We start from the raw sequence: 22,108 nt of genomic DNA on the forward strand, positions 1-22,108 counted from the left end.
GGGACAGTAGATACGTATCTTTCTCGGCGAAATCAGCTCCGCGAGAATATACAGAGTGGGAATATACAGAGTAAGAATGTGCCAGATGCCGTTCTTATTTTTGGGCTAAGCTCAATCCGGTATTTTTCTGGGTTTAGTGGTTCCAATGCACTGTTATGGATCGATGGTAGCGATGCGGCACGTGATGTTCTTATTACCGATGGCCGTTACACGACGCAGGCACGGGGTGAATGCCCAGGGTTAACGATTGATATACAGTCCTCACGTGGTAGTGCGGCATTGTGCGCGACCGCGGCAGAGCGTGGATTACATGCAGACACACTGGGGGTTGATGGAGAATTCCTCAACTGGCTCGACTACCAGGAAATAGCAGCATGGCTGAATACAGAAAATAGCGGCGGGGTGGACAGTACGACTATCCTTGCCCAGCTTGTTGATATTTCGCCACAAATAGCCCAGTTACGTGCTGTCAAAGACAGCGCGGAGATAGTTGCTCTCGATAAAGCTGCGCGTTGTGCTGAAGCCGCTTTGTGCGATCTTATTGATGAGAAGATTCTTGCCCCGGGAGTTACTGAAAATGAGGTAGCTGCACGGCTGGATTATCTTATGAAGATACACGGTTCTGAATGTGTGTCCTTTGAGACCATTGTGGGCACTGGCGCCAATGGTGCTCTTCCACACCACAGTCCAGATGGCACACAGATTAGTGCTGGTGATCTCGTTGTTATCGATTTCGGTGCAGTTGTTGATGGATATCATTCAGACTGCACACACACTTTCTGTATTGGTGATCCGCAACCGTGGCAAAAAGAAATCTCCGATATTGTGTGGCAGGCTCACCAAGCCGCAGTAGCGGCTGTTGTTCCCGGAATCACTGCGGGAAGTATTGATGATGCTGCCCGCGCTATTATTACCGACGCCGGATATAGAGAGTGTTTTGGCCACTCCACGGGACACGGAGTAGGGATTGATATTCATGAACATCCGTGGGTGCGGACAGGTTCACAAGAATCTATTGTTCCCGGCACAGTCTTTACCGTAGAACCAGGTATTTACCTGCCCGATAGGGGAGGTGTACGCATAGAAAATACCTATGTGCTAGAAGAAGATGGGAATGTGCGCTCTCTGCAGGCATTTTCCGCAGAATTGCTGCTTGTTTAGTAAACTACCATGAGGTAACGGTTGTACTGATGTAGCGTCAGCAACCATTCAGATATTTCGACAGAAAAGAGCTTATTGTGGCGAGTACCGCTGACTTCAAAAATGGCTTGGTGCTGCAGATGGACGGCAAGCTGCAGCAAATTGTGGAATTTCAGCATGTGAAACCGGGTAAAGGCCCAGCTTTCGTACGCACTAAGTTGAAAGATGTCGTTACTGGAAAAGTTGTTGACAAGACTTTTAATGCTGGCGTCAAGGTTGAAACGGCTACCGTGGACCGCCGCGATTTCACCTACCTCTATAAGGATGGAGAGGACTTCGTTCTGATGGACGAAGATACTTTTGACCAGATTACTGTTGGTCCGGAAATCCTTGGCGATGGTGCTCGCTTCCTTCTTGAAAACACCACTATCCAGGTATCTATGCACGATGGTGTGCCACTGTTTGCAGATCTGCCGGTATCAGTTGACCTCACTGTTGCCCATACTGATCCGGGCCTGCAGGGTGACCGTTCTTCTGCTGGTACTAAGCCTGCAACCTTGGAAACTGGTGCTGAAGTGCAGGTTCCTCTCTTCATTAACACTGGAGATGTCCTCCGTATCGATACCCGCAACGGTCACTATCTAAGCCGTGTCAACAATTAATCCCCCTCGGAGTTCTGCCATGAGTGGAGACGGAAAAAGCCGTCCTAGTCATGCTGGAAGCAGGCATAAAGCTCGTCAGCGTGCTTTGACACTTCTTTTTGAAGCAGAAAGCCGGGATGTCGACCCAGTTGAGTTAGCGGAGAATCGTCGTGACTATGCGCTGGAGCTGGCGCGTAGTGGCGAAGGCGGTATGCCGCTGGTAAGTGATTACGCTCTTGCCATCATTACCGGAGTGGCGGAAGAAATTGATCGCATCGACGAGATTTTAGCCTCCTACCTCACTGATTGGTCTCTTGATCGGCTTGCTGCTGTTGATCGCACAGCATTGCGTATCGGTCTCTGGGAACTACTCTTTACGGATGATGTTCCTGCCCTCACTGCTGTTGATGAGGCAGTGAGTTTAGCCAGAGAATATTCCGATGACGATGCACCACGTTTTGTTAACGGTGTGCTTGACAAAGTATTGCGCGATCGCGATGTCCTCAAAGAACAGCTTTCTCATACCAGTACTGTCGACGTGGTAGAGGAAGAATCCGTAGCAGATGACTCTACTCCTGCTGAAATTGATGGGACGGAAACTCGCTAACTGCATATCCGCATTCATTATGGTGGCCGGAACCTAAAAATCTGTTAGGTTCCGGCCATTTGCCGTATATAGGTAGTCTACAGACTGGTATACTCTGTATGCAGAGCAGACATCCTTTAACAAGCCGTCCAGAGAGGCGGAGAAGGAGGTCAGGATGAACGACAATGTGCAACTGCTTGACGCTGCGGACGTATCACGCACCGTCGCACGAATCGCCCATCAGATCATTGAGAAGACAGCACTTGACGAATCCTCGTCTAAGCGCGTCATATTGTTGGGCATTCCTACGCGAGGTAGCCACCTCGCTCACCGGCTTGCTTCGAAAATTGCTGAATTTTCGGGTATCTCTCCAGAAGTCGGATCTCTCGATATCACTCTCTACCGTGATGATTTACGTCAACGCCCCCCTCGTCCTATGGGGGAAACTCAAATCCCACGCGCTGGTATTGATGGCGCGTTAGTCATTCTTGTTGATGACGTTCTCTTTTCTGGACGCACGGTGCGCGCCGCACTGGATGCACTTCGGGATATCGGACGCCCAGATATTATCCAACTGGCAGTTTTAGTGGATCGTGGACACCGAGAACTTCCTATTCGACCCGACTATGTAGGCAAGAACATTCCTACTGCTCGTGCTGAAGGGGTTGCTGTTCACATGGAAGAAACAGACGGTGTAGATGAAGTTGTCCTCACTCGAGATATCACAGGAGGAGAGGCAGAGTGAAGCATCTCGTCTCGATTAATGACCTTGATAAAGACAGTGCCATTGCTCTTCTTAACCTGGCAGATGATCTGAAGTCTTCTCTGCTAGAACGGGAAATTCGAAAACTTCCCACATTGCGGGGACGTACTGTTTTTACTGTTTTTTATGAAAACTCAACGCGTACGCGTACTAGTTTTGAGACTGCCGCTAAATGGCTGAGTGCGGATGTCGGTAGTATTGCGGCTGCCAATTCATCAGTGAAAAAAGGGGAGTCTCTCCAAGATACGGGTCAAACGTTAACTGCTATCGGTGCGGATGCCCTCATCGTTCGGCATCCTAATTCTGGCGCACCGTATCAGCTTTCTCGCTGGCTTTCTCCCGATGGAATACATGGTCCGTCAATTATTAACGCAGGTGACGGACAGCATGAGCATCCTTCCCAGGCTTTACTTGATGCTCTGACATTCCGGCAGCATCATGGGGGATTCGAGGGACGGAAACTTGTCATTGTGGGGGATATTCTGCATTCCCGCGTAGCACGTTCTGATCTTCTTCTCTTCTCTAAGCTCGGTGCTGAGGTTGTTTTTGTGGCACCTCCAACATTGCTTCCTGTTGGTGTCGAGAATTGGCCATGTCGTGTAACGCAGGATCTTGATGCAGAGTTGAAAGATGCTGATGCTATTCAGCTTCTACGAGTTCAGGAAGAACGAATGAAAGCGGGGGAGGCGTTCTTCCCCTCTGTCCGTGAGTATGCTGCTCTTTACGGGATGAGCAAAGAGCGTCTCGGTATGTTGCGCGACGATGCAATTATCATGCATCCGGGCCCGATGATTCGTGGCATGGAAATCAACTTTGATGTTGCTGATTCTTCACAGACTGCTGTTCTTCAACAAGTGAACAATGGTGTTCACGTTCGTATGGCCATCCTCATCTCGCTTCTCACCGGTGACAAGGAAGCGTAATCATGCAGAAAGATACTATGACTTCACTTCTTATTCGCCACGTTCGTCCTTATGGTGAAGGCGACACCGTAGATGTTCTTGTTGAAGATGGATGCATTAGCCGTATTACTCCATGCGGAGAAATAACGTCTCTTCCAGATAATTGTGATGAATACGATGGCAAGGGCAATGTACTACTGCCCGGTCTTGTTGATATTCACGTGCATCTTCGTGAACCCGGTCGAGAAGGTACAGAGACTATTGCTAGTGGTTCGGCGGCAGCTGCACGCGGCGGCTTCACTGCTGTTCTCACTATGCCCAATACTAAGCCAGTTATCGACAACAATAATCTTGCCGAAATGATATGGAGCAAGGGCCAAGAAATTGGTCTCTGCGATGTTTACCCTGTTGGCTCTATAACCGTAGGCCTGCAGGGTAAAGAACTTTCCGAAATGGGATTGATGAATAAGGGTAAAGCCCATGTTCGTTGGTTCTCCGATGATGGTAAGTGTGTCAATAATCCGCTGGTCATGAGGCGTGCACTTGAATATGCGGCAGGTTTCGGGGCAACTATTGCTCAACATGCGGAAGAAGATCGTTTAACAGAAGGCGCTATTGCCCACGAAGGGCCAATGGCCGCAAAGTTGGGAATGAAGAGATGGCCGCGCGCTGCTGAGGAATCTATTGTGGCGCGGGATATTCTGTTAGCACGTGATGCACATGCCCGTATTCACGTCTGCCATGCTTCTACTAAGGGAACCGTTGAGTTGCTGAAGTGGGCACGAACGCAAGGTGTCACTATCACCGCTGAGGTGACTCCACATCACCTGCTTCTCAATGATTCTGTTCTTCCTACTTATAACGGTGTCTACCGTGTTAATCCGCCACTGCGGGAAGACTCAGATAATGAGGCACTTCAGCAAGCTCTTGTTGATGGTGTTATTGATTGTGTGGCCACTGATCATGCACCACATGGATCCGAGGAGACATGTTGTGAGTTCGCGAAAGCTGCCAATGGCATGTTGGGGTTGGAGACGTCCCTTGCCATCCTTGCTCAAGTGATGGTGGAAACTGGCCGTATGACGTGGCGTGATATCGCGCGAGTTATGAGTGAACGTCCAGCAGAACTTGTCGGTTTATCGGATCAAGGACGTCCACTTGCAGTAGGAGAGCCAGCTAACCTCACTGTTATTGATCCAGATGCCGGCTGGAAAGTACATGGCGAAGAGCTAGCCTCAATCGCCTCTAATACTCCCTACGAGGGCATGGAGTTCCGGGCCCGCCCAGTACTAACAGTGCTTCGTGGACATGTTACTGCCCGTGATGGGGTAGTTGAGTTCTAGGGCTCTATAGCGAGCAGAAGAGGAGAAAAGGAATAGTGAGCAAGCGGATTCCAGCAGCCCTAGTTCTTGAAGACGGGCGTATTTTTCACGGTCATGCTTTTGGAACTCTAGGGGAGACCCTGGGCGAGGCAGTTTTTTCCACCGGTATGACTGGTTATCAGGAGACTCTGACGGATCCTTCTTATCGGCGTCAGATTGTTGTCTCTACTGCACCGCAGATTGGTAACACTGGGTGGAATCGTATCGACGGTGAGTCCATGACTGCCGACCCCACCAATGACGCCGTTCGCCACGGCATGGTGGGAAAAATTCATGTTGCAGGATACGTCATTCGTGATTATGCCCATCAGCCGTGCAGCTGGCGATTAGATCACACGCTGCAGGAGGAACTAGAAGCGCAGGGTATTGTTGCTATTCAGAATGTTGATACACGTGCCATCGTGCGACATCTTCGGACAAAGGGCAGTATGCTTGCTGGCATCTTTTCCGGTGACGCTCTGGCCAGTGACGAAGAAATGCTAGAAAAGGTACGGTCACAACCACCAGCAGTTGGTCAGGATCTTGCGAGTGAAGTCTCTACGCGGGAAATGTATACCCTTGATCCAGTAGGCGAGCATCGCTTTACCATTGCGGCTATTGACTTGGGTATTAAAGCTAATACTCCGCGTAACTTTGTCAACCGTGGACTGCGTGTTCACATGTTGCCATCTTCTGCTACGTGGGAACAAGTCCACGATCTCGATGTTGATGGGCTTTTCTTCTCTAACGGCCCAGGGGACCCAGTCACTGCTACTGCGTCTATTGCACTCACCAAGGCTGCGTTGGAAAATGACGTGCCGCTTTTCGGTATCTGCTTCGGTAACCAGATTTTCGGTCGGGCTTTAGGGCTTGATACCTACAAGATGAAATTCGGCCACCGTGGTATCAACATCCCTGTGAAAGACCACCAAACTGGCCGTATTGCTATTACATCCCAAAACCATGGTTTTGCTTTGGAAGGTGAACCCGGCATGGAGTTTGACACTCCTTATGGTCGGGCACTCATCTCCCATAGTTGCCCCAACGATAATACGGTGGAGGGCGTCAAACTGCTTGATGGTAGCGCCTTCTCTGTGCAATATCACCCGGAGGCATGTGCTGGGCCACACGACGCAAACTATCTCTTTGATGAGTTTGTTGATCTCCTTGAGAAACACGACAAGAAGGGACAGAAGTAAATGCCACGTCGCGACGATCTTAACCACATTCTTGTCATCGGTTCGGGGCCTATTGTTATTGGCCAGGCCTGCGAATTCGACTATTCGGGTACCCAAGCATGTCGAGTCTTGAAGCAAGAAGGCATTCGTGTCTCCCTTGTTAACTCCAATCCGGCCACAATTATGACCGATCCAGAGTTTGCAGACTCCACCTATGTGCAGCCTATTACTGCAGAATACATTGAGAAGATCTTCCAGAAAGAAGCTGCTGACGGCCATCCCATTGACGCCGTACTGCCTACCCTTGGTGGCCAAACTGCCCTCAACGCAGCTGTTGATCTGCATGATCGTGGCCTTCTCGAGAAATACAACGTTGAACTAATCGGCGCCTCTTTCGAGTCCATTCAGCGCGGCGAGGACCGTCAAACTTTCAAAGATATTGTTGAACAGATCGGTGGTGAGTCAGCCCGCTCCCGCGTCTGCTACACCATGGACGAAGTCCATGAAACAGTTGAAGAGCTCGGTCTCCCCGTAGTCGTTCGCCCCTCTTTCACAATGGGCGGTTTAGGCTCCGGCATGGCCTACACAATGGAGGACCTGGATCGTATTGCCGGCGGCGGATTAGCAGCATCCCCAACAGCAAACGTTCTCATTGAAGAATCTATCCTTGGGTGGAAAGAATTTGAGCTAGAGCTGATGCGTGACCATAACGATAACGTCGTGGTTGTCTGCTCTATCGAGAATCTCGACCCAGTAGGTGTTCATACCGGCGATTCCATAACCGTTGCCCCAGCAATGACCCTCACCGACCGCGAATACCAGATAATGCGTGATCAATCGATCGCTATTCTGCGCGCTGTTGGTGTCGATACCGGTGGATGCAATATTCAATTCGCACAGGATCCGAAGACGGGTCGCCTCGTTGTTATCGAGATGAATCCGCGTGTTTCGCGTTCCTCTGCGCTTGCATCCAAAGCAACTGGTTTCCCCATCGCCAAGATCGCTGCCAAATTGGCGATTGGCTACACGCTGGATGAAATTCCTAACGATATTACTAAGGAAACCCCAGCGAGCTTCGAGCCGACTCTCGACTACGTTGTCGTTAAGGCTCCACGTTTTGCCTTCGAGAAATTCCCTGGCGTAGATGACACCCTCACCACCACGATGAAATCAGTGGGAGAGGCCATGGCCCTCGGCCGTAACTTCCGTGGAGCACTGAACAAAGTACTGCGTTCCCTAGAAACGAAGTTTGCTGGTTTCTGGACTCGTCCCGATGATGCTCTCACCAATAATGGGGAGAAAACTGTCGCGGATCTACTCGAAGAGATCAAACGTCCTACCGAAAACCGTATCTACACAGTTGAATACTTGCTCCGACAAGGTGTTTCGATTGACGATCTGTATGCAGCTACCGCTATTGATCCATGGTTCCTCGGAGAAATTAAAGCTCTTGTTGATGTCCGCAACGAGATTGTCAATGCCCCTGTACTCACCGGCGAGATGATTCAGCTTGCCAAATACAATGGCTTCTCAGATCGCCAGATAGCGTCCCTGCGCACAGAAATTGATGGGGAAGCGGGTGTTCGTAACCTGCGTAATCGCCTGGGTATTCACCCCGTCTATAAAGCAGTTGATACATGTGCGGCGGAGTTTGAGGCGAAAACTCCCTATCATTACTCAGCCTATGAGTATGATTCTGCAGCAGAGTCTGAAGTAGCCCCGCAGAAGGATCGTCCAAAAGTTATCATTTTGGGTTCTGGTCCCAACCGAATCGGGCAGGGCATTGAGTTTGATTACTCCTGCGTACACGCTGCTCAGGCGCTTTCTGCCGTTGGCTATGAGACCATTATGGTCAACTGTAACCCCGAAACTGTGTCGACCGACTACGACACCGCTGACCGCCTCTACTTTGAGCCGCTCACGCTGGAGGATGTCCTCGAAGTTTACCGTTCAGAATGTGAGTCTGGCGAGGTTGTCGGTGTCATCGTTCAGCTAGGTGGACAAACCCCCTTGTCCCTTGCCGCCAAACTGGAGGCGGAAGGCGTTCCTATTGTGGGAACATCGCCCGCTGCTATTGATCTCGCTGAAGATCGCGGTGAATTCGGTAAGGTTCTCGCTGCTGCACAACTGCCGGCTCCCCGCTACGGAACTGCTATCTCCTTCGAAGAGGCAGCGGAAGTCGCTAACGAGATTGGTTTTCCCGTCCTCGTCCGTCCCTCCTATGTTTTGGGTGGTAGAGGAATGGAAATTGTCTATAACGAGGATTCTCTCCGCGATTACATTGAACGCGCAACTGAACTCACTCCGAAACACCCCGTGTTGGTGGACCGTTTCCTTGACGATGCTATTGAGATCGATGTTGACGCACTCTGCGACGGTAAAGAGGTTTACCTGGGCGGCATCATGGAGCACGTCGAAGAGGCCGGTATCCACTCCGGAGATTCTTCCTGTGCGCTACCCCCAATGACGCTTGGACGCGGTGATATTGAGGCGGTTCGGCATTCCACAGCGGCACTTGCTATGGGTATCGGCGTCAAGGGACTCATGAACGTCCAGTACGCGTTAAAGGGGAATACTTTATACGTCCTGGAAGCGAATCCGCGCGCCTCGCGTACCGTTCCTTTCGTCTCGAAGTCAACATCTGTACAGTTGGCTAAGTGCTGTGCTCGCATCATGCTGGGTGCTACTATTGCTGAGCTTCGCCAGGAAAGTATGCTGCCGGCAGAAGGCGATGGCGGCACTATTCCTATGGGGCATCCTATTGCAGTCAAGGAAGCTGTTCTTCCCTTCAACCGTTTCCGCAAGGTAGACGGGAGAGGAGTGGATACACTGCTGGGGCCAGAGATGAAGTCTACTGGCGAAGTTATGGGTATTGATACCAACTTCGGTAAAGCGTTCGCAAAGAGCCAAACTGCTGCCTATGGCAATATGCCCACAGAAGGAACAGTATTTATCTCCGTCGCCAATACGGATAAACGTGCCATGGTATTCCCGGCACGTCGTCTCTATGATATGGGCTTCCGTATTCTCGCTACGGGTGGTACCAGCGACATTCTGCGCCGTAACGGTATCGACTGCGTACATGTGTACAAGCAGACCGGTGATGATGACCGTCCAGAAGGTGCCGAGAGCGTCGTTGATCTCATTAATTCTGGTCAAGTCGATCTCATTATTAATACACCAAAGGGTGATTCCGGTTCTCGGGAAGACGGCTATGGTATTCGTGCCGCAGCTGTTTCCCGCGGCATTCCTTGTGTTACGACGGTCTCTGGTGCAGGTGCATGTGTACAGGGTATTGAGGCACTGCGTGGAGAAGAAGAGTTTACTGTGTACCCGCTGCAGGAACTTCACCGTATGGATAGGGGCCGCTAGTGTCACTCTGTAGCTCCAGTAAGCCTTTTGGGCTAGCTTTACAAGAGGCATGTGCGAAGACTGGTCGTCTTTGCGTTGGTATCGATCCCCACACTGCTTTAATGCAGCAGTGGGGACTCGAGTGGAACGTAGCTGGTCTGCGGGAGTTTACACAGATCTGTGTGGAAGCCTTTGCTGGCCGCGTAGCTCTTGTGAAGCCCCAGGTGGCTTTTTTCGAGTGTTTTGGTTCGCAAGGTTTTGCCATCTTAGAAAAGGCTCTTGCAGATTTGCATGATGCTGGAACTTTGGTAGTTGCTGATGCTAAACGCGGTGATATTGGCTCCACAAATAAGGGTTATGCCGATGCTTGGCTACGTGATGACTCTCCGCTTGCATGTGATGCCCTTACGGTATCCCCTTATCTGGGAGTTGCCTCTCTTGCCCCTCTTTTTACTGCAGCGCAGGAATCGGGGAAGGGTCTATTCGTTTTAGCCCGTACGTCTAATCCAGAAGGTGCAGTTATTCAAAATGCTGTTACCTCATTAGATTCCGATGAACGTATGGAGAATAGTGAAACGTCCTCATGTAGCGTCGCACAGTATGTTGTCGATTATGTGTCGGCATGTAACGCTATAGAAAAAGAGCGCTGGGGTATAGGTTCCTATGGCGTAGTGGTTGGTGCGACAGTACAGCAACCACCGCTTCTTGAAAACCTCTGCGGACCTGTCCTATTACCTGGTGTAGGGGCGCAAGGAGCTACAAAAGATGATGTTGATCGTATTGTTGGGAACAAAGGTACGTTAGGAATTCCGAATATTTCACGTGCACTTTTAGAATGCGGTCCATCTGTGGAAGACTTAGCAACGCAGCTTTCAAAGTTTAACTCTGAATATTTGGCGTAAACCGTTAAAACATGCTGTTGTGTTGCGTTGTACCTGGTCGTTTGGTGCTACGCTATTTAAGAAAATAAACGACACACACTGGTGCTTGGCTATTCAAGTACCCGGAACCGATAACCGTGTTCCGCTAATAAAAGTTATTTGATACGGAGGAATCGTGGCCCTTCCTGAACTAACCCCCGAACAGCGTGCTGCTGCACTCGAGAAGGCTGCTGCAGCTCGTCGTGCCCGTGCCGAGCTTAAGGAACACCTGAAGAAGGGCGAAACAGATCTTAAAACTGTTTTGAAAGATGCTGAGACTGATGAAATCATCGGAAAGATGAAGGTTTCCGCCCTTTTGGAAGCACTACCCAAGGTAGGCAAGGTAAAGGCACAAGAAATCATGACTGAGTTGGAGATTGCTCCCACTCGTCGTCTTCGTGGTCTGGGTGACCGTCAGCGTCGTGCCCTGCTGGAACGTTTTGGTTTTGGCGAGTAGTTTCCACTGTGTCTGACGAGACTAGAAGAACTTTTTCTGTATCTACATCCTCAGACGACAGAACTACTCAGAGGGGTCGGTTGGTCGTACTAGCCGGCCCTTCTGCTGTAGGAAAATCTACTGTCGTTCAGCGCGTGCGAGAACTCATTCCTAACCTGTACTTTTCTGTGTCTGTCACTACACGACAGCCACGGCCAGGTGAAGTTGATGGGCGTGATTACTTCTTTGTGTCGCCGCAAGAATTTCAGCACTACATCGATAATAATGAACTGCTCGAGTGGGCAGATATTCATGGTGGCTTGCAGCGTTCCGGTACTCCTCGCCAGCCAGTCGAACAAGCATTGGCGGAAGGAAGACCCGTTCTTGTTGAAGTAGATCTTGCTGGTGCACGGCAGATTCGTCACTCAATGCCAGGGGCTCAGCTCGTTTTTCTTGCTCCTCCTAGCTGGGAGATTTTGGTGGATCGTCTTGTCGGGCGTGGAACTGAAACTGACGATGTTATTCAACGTCGTCTACAAACTGCGGCAACTGAGCTTAAAGCACAGGATGAATTTGATCGTGTCATCGTCAATGATGATCTCGATAAGGCTGTTGCTGAGTTAGTATCCTGTTGGGATATTAAATAAAGTTATATAATCTTAATTTGCCTGTTTAGTGTGTTACCCCTAGAGTTGAAAAGTAACACTCTCAGGCACACGGAGGCACAGAACGTGGCTGAACAGAGCCTAAATGATGGTCTTGCAGCACCGAAGCCATACGAGCCACCGATCGGTATTACCGATCCGCCGTTGGATGAACTCCTTACTAAGGTGTCATCTAAATACGCACTCGTAGTCTTTGCTGCTAAGCGAGCCCGCCAAATTAATGATTACTACAATCAGCTTGCTGAGGGCATTCTCGAATACGTTGGTCCGCTTGTAGAACCTCGTTTGCATGAGAAACCGTTATCTATCGCAATGCGTGAGATTGATGCGGATCTTCTCGAATGCACTGAAGGGGAATAGCCTCACAGAAAACAGGATGTTTTTACAGGCTGCTGAATAGTTTCAATAAAAGCAAGTACCGCCCTGCCGTCATATTTTGGCGGTCGGGCGGTTTTTCGTGCCAATCTAATAGACGTCTGCCCACACCGCAGAAATGAGGAATCATATCGTGAGTACTGTTCGCCGTCTCTTCACTAGCGAGTCGGTTACAGAGGGACATCCTGACAAGCTTTGTGATGCTATTAGCGACACACTACTTGACGCTTACCTGGCACAAGACCCCCACTCACATGTCGCTATTGAATCTTTCGCCACTACTGGCCAGGTGCATATTGGTGGCGAGGTTCGTAGTGATGCCCATGTTGATATTGATGCCACTGTTCGTAACGCCATTCTCGATGTAGGCTACGACGATACCGCTAAGGGACTAGACGGTAATAATTGCGCCATTAATATTTCTATTGGCCAGCAATCTCTAGAAATTGCTGGTGGTGTTGATGTCAGCCATGAGGTACGCACCGAATGTGATGAGGATGAGCTTTCCCGGCAAGGTGCAGGCGATCAAGGACTCATGTTTGGCTACGCATGCACCGATACTCCCGAATTGATGCCTTTGCCTATTGCACTGGCACATCGGCTCTCCCGTCGCCTTGCTGAAGAACGTAAAAATAATGAACTGCCGTGGCTGCGCCCAGATGGTAAAACCCAGGTGACTATTGAATATGACGGTCATAAAGCAGTTCGTTTAGATACCGTCATCATTTCTACTCAACATGATGCGGGCATTGACCTTGACAGTGAACTAACCCCAGCTATTCATGATCGTATCCTCAACCCGGTACTAGAAAGCCTGAGCGGAACAGATCTGGATATAGAATCTCCACGGCTCCTCGTCAATCCTTCCGGAAGTTTCATCCTTGGGGGTCCTATGTGCGACGCCGGTCTTACCGGTCGCAAGATTATCGTTGACACCTATGGTGGTATGGCTCGCCATGGTGGTGGTGCCTTCTCTGGAAAAGATCCTTCAAAAGTGGATCGTTCTGCTGCCTACGCTATGCGGTGGGTTGCAAAGAATGTGGTAGCGGCGGGACTTGCTGATCGAGTTGAAGTGCAAGTTGCTTATGCTATTGGAAAAGCCGCCCCCGTCGGGCTCTTCGTGGAGACTTTTGGCACGGAGAAGTGCGATCCTCTGCATATTCAAGAAGCCATTGAGGAAGTATTTGATCTACGGCCCGGCGCCATCGTCCGCGATCTTGATCTTCTTCGCCCCATTTATCGGCAAACTGCCGCTTACGGACATTTCGGCCGTACTGATATTGATCTTCCTTGGGAGAATACTGATCGTGCAGCTGATCTTGCTTCACTAGCTGGATTGACTGCCTAATACATCACCTACTGGGTGGAGTGCCTGTGTTATTCTCACAGGCACTCCGCGTGTCTCTGGTAAGAATATAGACATGGCTGGTTCACCACATTTCGCATCGGAAAACCCTATTGCCCGGGTATTGCCGTTGCTTGATGTGCCGCATTTGGATAGGCCCTTTGATTATTCTGTACCGACTGATCTCTCTGATACTGCACAGCCGGGGGTCCGTGTCCGCGTCACTTTTCACGGTCGTCAGGTGGATGGTTATGTGTTGGAGCGCTGTGCGCAATCAGATTTTCCGGGAAAGTTAACTCCTATTCGTAAAGTGACTTCTCCACACCCGGTTTTCACAGGTTCGTATAGAGAGTTAGTGGAGTGGACAGCACACCGCTATGCGGGAACGATAGCTGACGTCATTCGTCTGGCGATTCCGCCTAGAGTTGCTCGCGTAGATAAGGAAGAGATACCCGCTACGCGAGTTCCCGATGTTCTGAAAAGTGTGGACGCAGATCTCTCTTGCGATCTTTTGGCGGAAGAATCGCGTGCCGCGTGGGGGCGTTACCGGTGGGGAACGAGTATGGTGGCGGCACTTCCACGGGGTGGTGTACGGGCAGCATGGCAGTTACTTCCGCATGAGGATCTGGCGGCGCGTGCCTGCGATCTTATTACTGTTGCTCGTGCAGCAGGAGGATCAGTTCTCATCCTTGTGCCGGATCAGTATGATCTTGATCCCTTGTATAACGATATTGTGCAGCGTTTAGGTGACACTGGCATTGCCGCATTATCTGCTGCGTCTGGGCAGGCTCCGCGTTACCGGAATTGGTTGTACGCATTTTATGGCGTTGTTGATGTGGTAATCGGTACTCGTGGTGCGGCTTTTACACCACTGCGGAATCTGCACACCGTTCTCATGGTGGATGATGGGAATGATATCTATGCGGATCTGCATGCACCGTACCCTCATCTGCGAGATGTATTAGCACATCGTGCGGAAAGCACAGGAGCTAATTTTCTCGCTGCAGGATGGTCCTGCAGTGTTGCGATGAGCTATCGCGTGGAGGAGGGGTGGGCGCATTATCTGCAGCCTGAGCATAGCGAGTTGAAGAAGGAGCTTCCTCGGATTACTGCTCCAGGAGACTCCGATAAAGCACTTGAGAGGGATCCTCTAGCACGGGCAGCCCGTATTCCACATACTGCTTTTCGAGCGGTGAAGGCGGCCTTAGAACGCAATGAACCGGTACTATTCCAGGTTCCTCGACGCGGCTATATTCCTACTTTAGTGTGTGGGAATTGTCGTGAGCCTGCACGTTGCCGCCACTGTGGAGGTCCACTTGGTTTGTCACGTAGCACAAATGCGGAGGGCGCCAGTATTCCGGTGTGTCGCTGGTGTGGTACACCGGAACCACGTTTTACATGCCAGCACTGTGGCAGCCATACCTTGCGAGCTGCTACGAAGGGTGCTGGTCGTACTGCTGAGGAGCTAGGCCGAGCTTTTCCAGGTTTCCCTGTTGTCCTTTCCTATGGGGATGAGCGAAAAGAACGTATTGCTGCTGGCCCTATGATTGTTGTCTCGACACCGGGGAGTGAGCCTGTTGCGCCGTCGGGATATGGTGCTGTCGTGCTTCTCGATCCGTGGGCACTCACGCAACGTCCGGATCTCTCAGCTGATGAAGATACACTCCGTTTATGGTGCAATGCTGTTCGGCTTGTCCGACCATTTTCGCAAGGTGGAGAAGCGATCATTGCGGGGGAGCCGCGTCACCCCCTTATCCAGGGACTTATTCGCTGGGATCCGGTTGGTGTCGCGGAGCGCCTTTGTGCAGAGCGTGAGAGTGCGTTGCTACCGCCGAGTCGTCATTTTATTGCGATTGATGGTCCTTTCTCTGCTGTGAAAGATTTTGTTTCTGATGTCACTGCAGAGGTTTCTGTCGACACTCTTGGGCCTATAGAGCTTCCTGTATTTGAGTCTCTCCCCGCTAGTTGTGCGGATAGTGGGGAAGAGCCACTGCGGATGCTACTGCGGGATAATGGGGATAATTTTGACGATATTCTTTCTGAGGTACGTAAAATAAGTCGCTATCGATCTGCGAAAACCAAAAACATACCGGTTCGTATCCACGTTGATCCTACTCGTATTGGCTAGTCTTCAGATATACGTCATCTACCGTGTAGAGTGATTATACTTGCTGGTAGATGGCATATTAGTGAAAGGGTTTTTATGGCGGTTCTTCCTATCCGACTTTTCCCGGATCCGGTTCTTCGTACCCGCGCTGATGAGGTGACGGAGTTCGACGGCGCACTGGAAAAGCTTGTGGAAGATATGTTCGACACTATGCGTGCTGATAATGGTGTGGGCTTAGCTGCACCCCAGGTAGGAGTGTCTCAACGTCTCTTCGTTTTTGATTGTGGGGATGAACAGTCGGGATACGTTATTAATCCGGTGTGGGAGCCTATTGGCGATGAAATGCAGTACGGTATGGAAGGTTGTCTTTCTGTACCAGGCGTCTATGGGGATGTGGAACGCTATAACCACGTTGTCGTACACGGTAAGGACTGTCACGGAAACGATGTCAGCTATGAAGGTACCGAATTGCTTGCACGCTGTATCCAGCATGAGAGTGACCATCTCGACGGCATTATGTTCATGAAGCAACAGTCTGCGGAGAATCGTAAACTCTCCATGGCAGAAGTCCGCAATGCCAACTGGTTTGGACAGTCCACTCTACAACCGCAGGGGTAGCACAACCTCAGGTTGTTTATTGTGCCCCCTTTTCTCTGTCCTAGAAAGGATCTTCATGCGGCTGGTTTTTGCAGGAACTCCAGAGGCGGCTGTTCCCTCTCTTAAAGCCCTCATTGATTCTCCACAGCACGATGTTGTTGCCGTCGTTACCCAGCCCGATGCGCCCGCTGGTCGTGGTCGTAAGGTACATCCTTCACCGGTGGCACAGTGCGCGGCTGAGCATTCTATCCCCGTGCTTAAACCAGTTTCTGCCAGCGATCCTGCTTTCATTGACGAACTGCGCGAGTATCAACCGGAATGTTGTCCGGTAGTTGCCTATGGTCAGCTGCTGCGTCCGGAGGTTCTGTCGATCCCTGCGCATGGGTGGGTTAACCTTCATTTTTCCCTTCTGCCGCAATGGCGCGGTGCAGCACCTGTACAATCGGCTATTTGGGCTGGTGATGAGATTACTGGTGCTACTACATTCCGCCTTGATGAGGGAATGGATACTGGTCCGGTCTATGGGACAATAACCGAGCCCATCCAGGCGACGGATACAAGCGAAACACTGATGCAGCGTCTTGCAGAAGTGGGGGCTCATTTACTCGTTGAGACAGTGGATGGCATTGCTTCTGGAATAGTAGAACCACTTCCACAGTCGACTGATGGAGTGAGCTATACGTCTAAGATCTCTACAGCAGATGCGCATATTCGCTGGGATCTTCCCGACCACCTTGTCAGCCGCCATATTAGGGCTATGTCTCCTGCTCCTGGAGCATGGACTATGCTTGGCGACTCTCGTCTCAAAATTGGGGGTGTAGAGGCTCTCCACCCTGCCGCCATGCAGTATCTCTCTACTCGCGACACTAAACTTCAACCCGGCGAAGTACTATTCACTGGAAAGCACGTCCTAGTGGGGACGGCTAGTGAAACTTTACAGCTTGCCACTATCCAAGCGCCTGGGAAGAAAATGATGAGGGCAGCAGATTGGGCACGCGGTGCTCATCTACAAGGAGGGGAGACGCTGCAATGAGTGGAGGATTCCGATCTCGGTCAAAAGTGGCGGCACAACGAAAGTCTGCTCAACAACACTCTGCACAGCAGCAACAACCGGCGCAGCGTCACACTGATACTGTAAAAAATACGCAAGTAAAGCATGATGATAAAGCATCGTCTCGCCACCACCAGCAGCATGCGCACAGACGCCACGGACAAGCAATTGAAGATGCGGCACGCGAAACAGCGTTGGCTGTTATCCGCGCAGTGCGGGCAGATGGTGCTTACGCCAACATCGCGTTATCTCAGGAACTGCGGCATCGCCATCTTAATAAGCAAGATGCCGCATTTGCCACAGAGCTCGCTAACGGTACTGTTCGTGCCCAGGGGATTCTTGATCCTGTTATCGAGGAAGCGGCCCATCGTCCGGTCTCCGAAATCGATGGAGATTTACTGGATATCTTGCGTTTAGGGACATATCAACTACTCCGCACACGTGTCCCGCAGCATGCAGCCGTATCGACATCTACTGAGCTAGCACGTGCTGAACGAGGACAGGGCTCCACCGGTTTCGTCAATGCTGTATTGCGTACTATTTCCCGGAGTACTCCTACAGAGTGGGAAGAACGCTGCTGCCCACAGGAAGAGCGTGATCCGGTTGGAGCTCTTGCTTACCACACAGCTCACCCACGCTGGATTGTGGAGGCTTTTGCCGGAGCATTGCATGTTGGCGAAGATTCACCAGAACTCGCTGCAACATTAGAAGCTGATGATACACGGCCAATTGTGCATCTTGTGGCGCTGCCGGGCGAAGCGACGGCAATGGAAGTAACCGCTATGACGGGGGGAGAGACAGGACCTCTCAGCCCCTATGCTGTACATCTGACAGAGGGCGGTGATCCAGGCCGTCTTGATGTTGTCCGCGAAGGACATGCACGGGTCCAAGATGAAGGATCACAGATTGTGGCTCTCACCCTTCGGAAAGCGCCGCTAGAAGGGGAAGACCAGGGGAGATGGCTGGACTTATGTGCTGGTCCCGGCGGTAAATCTGCACTCCTAGGAGCAGAAGCTGCCATCACTGGAGCCACTGTTACAGCGGTAGAGCCCAGCCATCACCGTGCAGATCTGGTTCGAAAAGCATGTTCTGACCTACCCGTTACGGTTGTAGAAGCCGATGGTCGAGACCCGCAGATTGATCCTGGCTTTGACCGTGTTCTCGTGGATGCTCCGTGTTCTGGGCTGGGATCATTACGACGACGCCCAGAGTCGCGGTGGACTCGTCAGCCCAGTGATCTCGCTGATCTTACTGTTTTACAGCATGAACTTTTGACGAGTGCAGCCCAACTAGTACGGCCGGGTGGTGTTATCGCATATTCCACCTGCTCGCCGCATCTTCGAGAAACCGAAGCAGTAGTGCGGGATGTAGCTATTGAAACCGGCCTAGATATCCTTGATGCCACCCAAATCTGGCCAGACTGGGCAGGTGAAGATAGTGTCTACCATCTCACTAGTGCCCCCTTCATCCAGCTGTGGCCGCACCGACATGGAACTGACGCCATGTTCGTGGCCCTCCTCCGCCGTCCCTCTCACGAGTCGTTATAGACGTAGGATTAAGTTATGCAACGAGAACCACTCATCGCCCCCTCTATCCTTTCTGCAGATTTTGCTCATTTAGCAGACGATATTGCTGCTATCGCTAGCGCAGACTGGGTTCACGTCGACGTTATGGATGGCCACTTTGTGCCCAACCTTTCCTTCGGACTACCTGTTATGAAAGCTGTCGGAAAAGTAACGGATATGCCTTTGGATGTCCACCTCATGATTGACGATCCGGAGCGCTGGGCACCCGATTACGCCAAAAGTGGAGCTTATTCCGTCACCTTCCATGTAGAGGCGTCAAAAGACCCTGCAGCATTGTGTGCAACATTGCGTGAGTTGGGGTCACGCGCGGCGATTTCTGTTAAACCAGGCACTCCTATTGAGCCCTACTTCGATATCCTCGATGCCGTTGACATGGTTCTCATCATGAGTGTGGAACCTGGTTTCGGCGGACAATCGTTTATGCCGGAAGTGCTTGACAAAGTGCGGGTTCTACGGGCAGAAATTGATCGCCGCAACCTGCCGACACTTATTGAAATTGATGGTGGTATTACTGTCGACACTATCGGATCCTGTTATCAGGCTGGTGTTGATGCTTTTGTTGCTGGATCAGCGGTATATAACCAGGTTGATCGTGCCGAGGCTATCGCAAAACTTCGAGAAGCCGCTTTGGCCTAGAGTTTATGACTGTACCGCCGCATCTTCCCGAAACGGTTCTAGCAGCCCTAGGCCATTCACTCACCCCCACTGAAGCACTCAATCTTGCTATCGCTGCGGCAGAAAGCTCACGCGGGTGTACCACCCCTAATCCGCCAGTGGGAGCAGTGATACTGGACTCAGCCGGATATGTGCGGGGGATTGGCGCTACACAGCCTCCCGGCGGTCCTCATGCTGAAATTCAGGCTCTCCGTATGGCTGGTAAGCATACAGTAGGGGGAACTGCTGTCGTTACGCTTGAACCATGTAATAAGTGGGGGAGAACGGGGCCGTGCTCGCATGCTTTAGCAGCCGCAGGTATTTCCCATCTGTACTACGCTGTCGCCGATGAGACCTCTTTCAAAGGTGGTGCACAGTACCTTAGTAAACAAGGTATACACTGTGTGCAATTTGATAGTGCTCGTCAGAAACAGGTAAAAGCAGAAGGTTTAGGTGCCTGGCTGCATAAACAAAAGACTGGACACCCACGTGTAACAGTAAAAATGGCATCGTCTCTTGATGGTTTTTCCGCGGCAGCTGACGGTACAAGCCAATGGATTACGGGGGAGGATGCGCGCAGTGATGCACATCTCGAGCGTTCCCGTGTGGACGCCATTATTGTTGGCACTGGTACTTTTCTGGCCGATAATCCCAGCCTAACTGCACGTCGTGCTGATGGAACTCTCTACCCGCACCAACCACACCGCTATGTTATTGGTACTCGGCCAATTCCCGGTGAGACCGTAGTATCACGCATTTCTGGTATGACTGTCTGCCAGGTTTCTGCCGGGTATGCTGCGGCGCCTTTTACACATCTTTGTACGCGACAGTGGGAAAACGTACTCGGCTACTTCTCTACTGTCGACTATCAAGATGTTTTAGTGGAGGGTGGGCCTCGTCTGGCTGGTGATCTTGTAGCTCGTGGATATGCTGATCGACTACTTGTCTATCTTGCCCCGCTTATTTTAGGACAAGGACTTTCCGCAGCTCATAGCTCACTTATTGACACTTTGCCGAACGCGCAGCGCTTTCAGTTCACAAGTTGTGAGAGAGTAGGAGCAGACCTCAAACTTGTTCTGGAGAGGAATCTTTAATGTTTACAGGCATTATCGAAGAACGTGGAGTTTTCGTTAAAGCAGTTGATACGGGTACTCCCGATAGTCCGTCGCAGCGTGTCACTATTGATTGCGCGACTGTTATGGAGGGAACACGACTTGGTGACTCCATTGCTGTTAACGGTGTCTGTCTTACTGTTGTAGAGATTCTTCCGCATGGCTTTTCCGCCGACATTATGCATGAGACACTACGACTTACCACTCTGGGAAAGTTATCTCCCGGTTGTGCAGTCAACCTTGAACGCGCTATTGCTATTGGGGATCGTCTCGGCGGACATATGGTGCAAGGTCATGTTGATACAACTGGCGACATTACTGCTATTAGTCCCGAGCATGTTGTGCGTATTTCTCTTAGCCCAGAGATTTTACGTTTTGTTGCTTACAAAGGCTCTATCACTCTTAATGGTGTCTCTCTTACCGTTTCAGCGGTGGGGGATACGTGGCTAGAGGTTTCTCTTATTCCAGAAACTCTTGCGCGCACAACTTTTGGGGAAGCACATGTGGGGGATGCTGTCAATGTTGAGGTTGATGCCATCGCTAAATATGTTGATCATCTCCTTACCCCCTATAAGTAAGAGATCTGTCACTGTTTTAATACCCCACGTAAACAGGTAATAGGCCATACTGAACCCATCATCACTATAGAACGAGAGTACGATCATGAGTCTTTTCGAGAGTATCGATACTGCCATTGAAGAATTTCGGCAGGGACGCCCCGTTGTCGTTGTCGATGACGATAACCGAGAGAATGAGGGAGATCTTATTTTCCCGGCAGCAGCAGCTACTCCAGAATTACTAGCTTTCATGATCCGCTACACCTCGGGCTATATCTGTGTCGGTATGGATGCTGGTATCTGCGATCGCCTCGAGCTGCCGATCATGTGGGAAAAGAGCGAAGACTGCCGACTTACTGCCTATACCGTGTCTGTTGATGCTGCAGAGGGAACCACCACCGGTATTTCTGCACATGATCGTGCACTCACTATCAAGAAACTGGGTGATCCGCAGGCTGTTGCTGCAGATTTCCACCGCCCCGGCCATGTTCTTCCTCTACGCGCTGTTTCTGGTGGTGTGTTCAAGCGTATGGGACATACTGAAGCCGGTTCCGATCTTGCTCGTTTAGCTGGATACCAGCCAGTGGCGGCATTGTGTGAGATTGTGTCTGAAAAAGATCCGACCACTATGGCACGCCGCGAAGAACTCCGTGAATGGGCTAATCGTCATCATCTCGCGATGATTTCTATTGCGGATTTGATTGCCTGGCGTCGCGTCCATGATCCTATTAACGAATGATAAGGGAAGAGACATTTCAGGAACACGAGGAGCGCTGCACCA

General features: G+C 50.9%; 21 protein-coding genes. All 21 read left to right on the forward strand.

Going from position 1 to position 22,108, the window contains the following annotated elements:
• The first annotated feature begins 78 nt into the window (after nucleotides 1-78).
• The 21 genes from DI579_RS01835 to ribB all read left to right on the forward strand — a co-directional run bounded on the left by DI579_RS01835 (nucleotide 79) and on the right by ribB (nucleotide 22,066).
• A complete protein-coding gene (locus DI579_RS01835; protein WP_290595287.1) occupies nucleotides 79-1,161 on the forward strand; it encodes a Xaa-Pro peptidase family protein in 1,083 nt (360 codons plus the stop codon).
• Between the two features lie 77 nt (nucleotides 1,162-1,238).
• Nucleotides 1,239-1,802, forward strand: coding sequence for an elongation factor P (gene efp, locus DI579_RS01840; protein WP_303678594.1), 564 nt, complete (start codon nucleotides 1,239-1,241; stop codon nucleotides 1,800-1,802).
• A 19-nt stretch (nucleotides 1,803-1,821) separates the two neighbouring features.
• Nucleotides 1,822-2,388: a transcription antitermination factor NusB gene (gene nusB, locus DI579_RS01845; protein WP_290595285.1), complete on the forward strand. Its 567-nt coding sequence runs from the start codon at nucleotides 1,822-1,824 to the stop codon at nucleotides 2,386-2,388.
• Between the two features lie 94 nt (nucleotides 2,389-2,482).
• Complete coding sequence (gene pyrR / locus DI579_RS01850) at nucleotides 2,483-3,112, forward strand: bifunctional pyr operon transcriptional regulator/uracil phosphoribosyltransferase PyrR (RefSeq protein ID WP_290595641.1); 630 nt, start codon at nucleotides 2,483-2,485, stop codon at nucleotides 3,110-3,112.
• Nucleotides 3,109-4,053, forward strand: coding sequence for an aspartate carbamoyltransferase catalytic subunit (locus tag DI579_RS01855; RefSeq protein ID WP_290595284.1), 945 nt, complete (start codon nucleotides 3,109-3,111; stop codon nucleotides 4,051-4,053). Before pyrR ends, DI579_RS01855 begins: the two co-directional genes overlap by 4 nt.
• Nucleotides 4,054-4,055: 2 nt before the next feature.
• Complete coding sequence (locus tag DI579_RS01860) at nucleotides 4,056-5,375, forward strand: dihydroorotase (protein ID WP_303678595.1); 1,320 nt, start codon at nucleotides 4,056-4,058, stop codon at nucleotides 5,373-5,375.
• Between the two features lie 35 nt (nucleotides 5,376-5,410).
• Nucleotides 5,411-6,592: a glutamine-hydrolyzing carbamoyl-phosphate synthase small subunit gene (carA, locus tag DI579_RS01865; RefSeq protein WP_290595282.1), complete on the forward strand. Its 1,182-nt coding sequence runs from the start codon at nucleotides 5,411-5,413 to the stop codon at nucleotides 6,590-6,592.
• Nucleotides 6,593-9,943: a carbamoyl-phosphate synthase large subunit gene (carB, locus tag DI579_RS01870; RefSeq protein ID WP_303678596.1), complete on the forward strand. Its 3,351-nt coding sequence runs from the start codon at nucleotides 6,593-6,595 to the stop codon at nucleotides 9,941-9,943. It abuts the gene before it with no gap.
• Complete coding sequence (pyrF, locus tag DI579_RS01875; RefSeq protein WP_290595280.1) at nucleotides 9,943-10,824, forward strand: orotidine-5'-phosphate decarboxylase; 882 nt, start codon at nucleotides 9,943-9,945, stop codon at nucleotides 10,822-10,824. The genes carB and pyrF overlap by 1 nt, the downstream gene beginning before the upstream one ends.
• 154 nt (nucleotides 10,825-10,978) lie before the next feature.
• Complete coding sequence (gene mihF / locus DI579_RS01880) at nucleotides 10,979-11,299, forward strand: integration host factor, actinobacterial type (RefSeq protein WP_290595279.1); 321 nt, start codon at nucleotides 10,979-10,981, stop codon at nucleotides 11,297-11,299.
• Nucleotides 11,300-11,379: 80 nt separating this feature from the next.
• Complete coding sequence (gene gmk / locus DI579_RS01885; RefSeq protein WP_290595639.1) at nucleotides 11,380-11,925, forward strand: guanylate kinase; 546 nt, start codon at nucleotides 11,380-11,382, stop codon at nucleotides 11,923-11,925.
• A gap of 84 nt (nucleotides 11,926-12,009) precedes the next feature.
• Entirely contained in the window at nucleotides 12,010-12,303 is a 294-nt protein-coding gene (rpoZ, locus tag DI579_RS01890) for a DNA-directed RNA polymerase subunit omega (protein WP_290595278.1), read from the forward strand.
• Between the two features lie 133 nt (nucleotides 12,304-12,436).
• Nucleotides 12,437-13,666 (forward strand): methionine adenosyltransferase, encoded by a 1,230-nt coding sequence (gene metK, locus DI579_RS01895; RefSeq protein ID WP_290595277.1) that lies wholly within the window; start codon nucleotides 12,437-12,439, stop codon nucleotides 13,664-13,666.
• A gap of 73 nt (nucleotides 13,667-13,739) precedes the next feature.
• Nucleotides 13,740-15,791: a primosomal protein N' gene (locus DI579_RS01900; RefSeq protein ID WP_290595276.1), complete on the forward strand. Its 2,052-nt coding sequence runs from the start codon at nucleotides 13,740-13,742 to the stop codon at nucleotides 15,789-15,791.
• A 75-nt stretch (nucleotides 15,792-15,866) separates the two neighbouring features.
• On the forward strand, nucleotides 15,867-16,388 hold the full coding sequence (def, locus tag DI579_RS01905) for a peptide deformylase (protein ID WP_290595275.1): 522 nt from the start codon (nucleotides 15,867-15,869) through the stop codon (nucleotides 16,386-16,388).
• Between the two features lie 55 nt (nucleotides 16,389-16,443).
• On the forward strand, nucleotides 16,444-17,400 hold the full coding sequence (fmt, locus tag DI579_RS01910) for a methionyl-tRNA formyltransferase (protein ID WP_290595274.1): 957 nt from the start codon (nucleotides 16,444-16,446) through the stop codon (nucleotides 17,398-17,400).
• Nucleotides 17,397-18,965 carry an RsmB/NOP family class I SAM-dependent RNA methyltransferase gene (locus DI579_RS01915; protein WP_303678597.1) on the forward strand — a complete coding sequence of 523 codons (1,569 nt, stop codon included), beginning with the start codon at nucleotides 17,397-17,399 and terminating at the stop codon, nucleotides 18,963-18,965. The genes fmt and DI579_RS01915 overlap by 4 nt, the downstream gene beginning before the upstream one ends.
• Nucleotides 18,966-18,980: 15 nt before the next feature.
• Nucleotides 18,981-19,640, forward strand: coding sequence for a ribulose-phosphate 3-epimerase (rpe, locus tag DI579_RS01920; RefSeq protein ID WP_290595272.1), 660 nt, complete (start codon nucleotides 18,981-18,983; stop codon nucleotides 19,638-19,640).
• A gap of 5 nt (nucleotides 19,641-19,645) precedes the next feature.
• Nucleotides 19,646-20,752 (forward strand): bifunctional diaminohydroxyphosphoribosylaminopyrimidine deaminase/5-amino-6-(5-phosphoribosylamino)uracil reductase RibD, encoded by a 1,107-nt coding sequence (gene ribD / locus DI579_RS01925; protein ID WP_290595271.1) that lies wholly within the window; start codon nucleotides 19,646-19,648, stop codon nucleotides 20,750-20,752.
• Nucleotides 20,752-21,348, forward strand: coding sequence for a riboflavin synthase (locus tag DI579_RS01930; protein WP_303678598.1), 597 nt, complete (start codon nucleotides 20,752-20,754; stop codon nucleotides 21,346-21,348). The genes ribD and DI579_RS01930 overlap by 1 nt, the downstream gene beginning before the upstream one ends.
• An 85-nt stretch (nucleotides 21,349-21,433) precedes the next feature.
• Nucleotides 21,434-22,066 (forward strand): 3,4-dihydroxy-2-butanone-4-phosphate synthase, encoded by a 633-nt coding sequence (gene ribB, locus DI579_RS01935; RefSeq protein WP_306558783.1) that lies wholly within the window; start codon nucleotides 21,434-21,436, stop codon nucleotides 22,064-22,066.
• Nucleotides 22,067-22,108: the final 42 nt, after the last annotated feature.

The sequence above is a fragment of the Lawsonella clevelandensis genome, from assembly GCF_003241315.1.
GTDB lineage: Bacteria > Actinomycetota > Actinomycetes > Mycobacteriales > Mycobacteriaceae > Lawsonella > Lawsonella clevelandensis_A.

What these genes read in the sequence shown, in the direction of transcription:
- nusB (WP_290595285.1), top strand. Translation starts at nt 1,822, where the DNA reads ATGAGTGGAGACGGAAAAAGCCGTCCTAGTCATGCTGGAAGCAGGCAT.
- DI579_RS01860 (WP_303678595.1), top strand. Translation starts at nt 4,056, where the DNA reads ATGCAGAAAGATACTATGACTTCACTTCTTATTCGCCACGTTCGTCCT.
- carB (WP_303678596.1), top strand. Translation starts at nt 6,593, where the DNA reads ATGCCACGTCGCGACGATCTTAACCACATTCTTGTCATCGGTTCGGGG.
- metK (WP_290595277.1), top strand. Translation starts at nt 12,437, where the DNA reads ATGAGGAATCATATCGTGAGTACTGTTCGCCGTCTCTTCACTAGCGAG.
- DI579_RS01900 (WP_290595276.1), top strand. Translation starts at nt 13,740, where the DNA reads ATGGCTGGTTCACCACATTTCGCATCGGAAAACCCTATTGCCCGGGTA.
- def (WP_290595275.1), top strand. Translation starts at nt 15,867, where the DNA reads ATGGCGGTTCTTCCTATCCGACTTTTCCCGGATCCGGTTCTTCGTACC.
- fmt (WP_290595274.1), top strand. Translation starts at nt 16,444, where the DNA reads ATGCGGCTGGTTTTTGCAGGAACTCCAGAGGCGGCTGTTCCCTCTCTT.
- DI579_RS01915 (WP_303678597.1), top strand. Translation starts at nt 17,397, where the DNA reads ATGAGTGGAGGATTCCGATCTCGGTCAAAAGTGGCGGCACAACGAAAG.
- rpe (WP_290595272.1), top strand. Translation starts at nt 18,981, where the DNA reads ATGCAACGAGAACCACTCATCGCCCCCTCTATCCTTTCTGCAGATTTT.
- ribD (WP_290595271.1), top strand. Translation starts at nt 19,646, where the DNA reads ATGACTGTACCGCCGCATCTTCCCGAAACGGTTCTAGCAGCCCTAGGC.
- DI579_RS01930 (WP_303678598.1), top strand. Translation starts at nt 20,752, where the DNA reads ATGTTTACAGGCATTATCGAAGAACGTGGAGTTTTCGTTAAAGCAGTT.
- ribB (WP_306558783.1), top strand. Translation starts at nt 21,434, where the DNA reads ATGAGTCTTTTCGAGAGTATCGATACTGCCATTGAAGAATTTCGGCAG.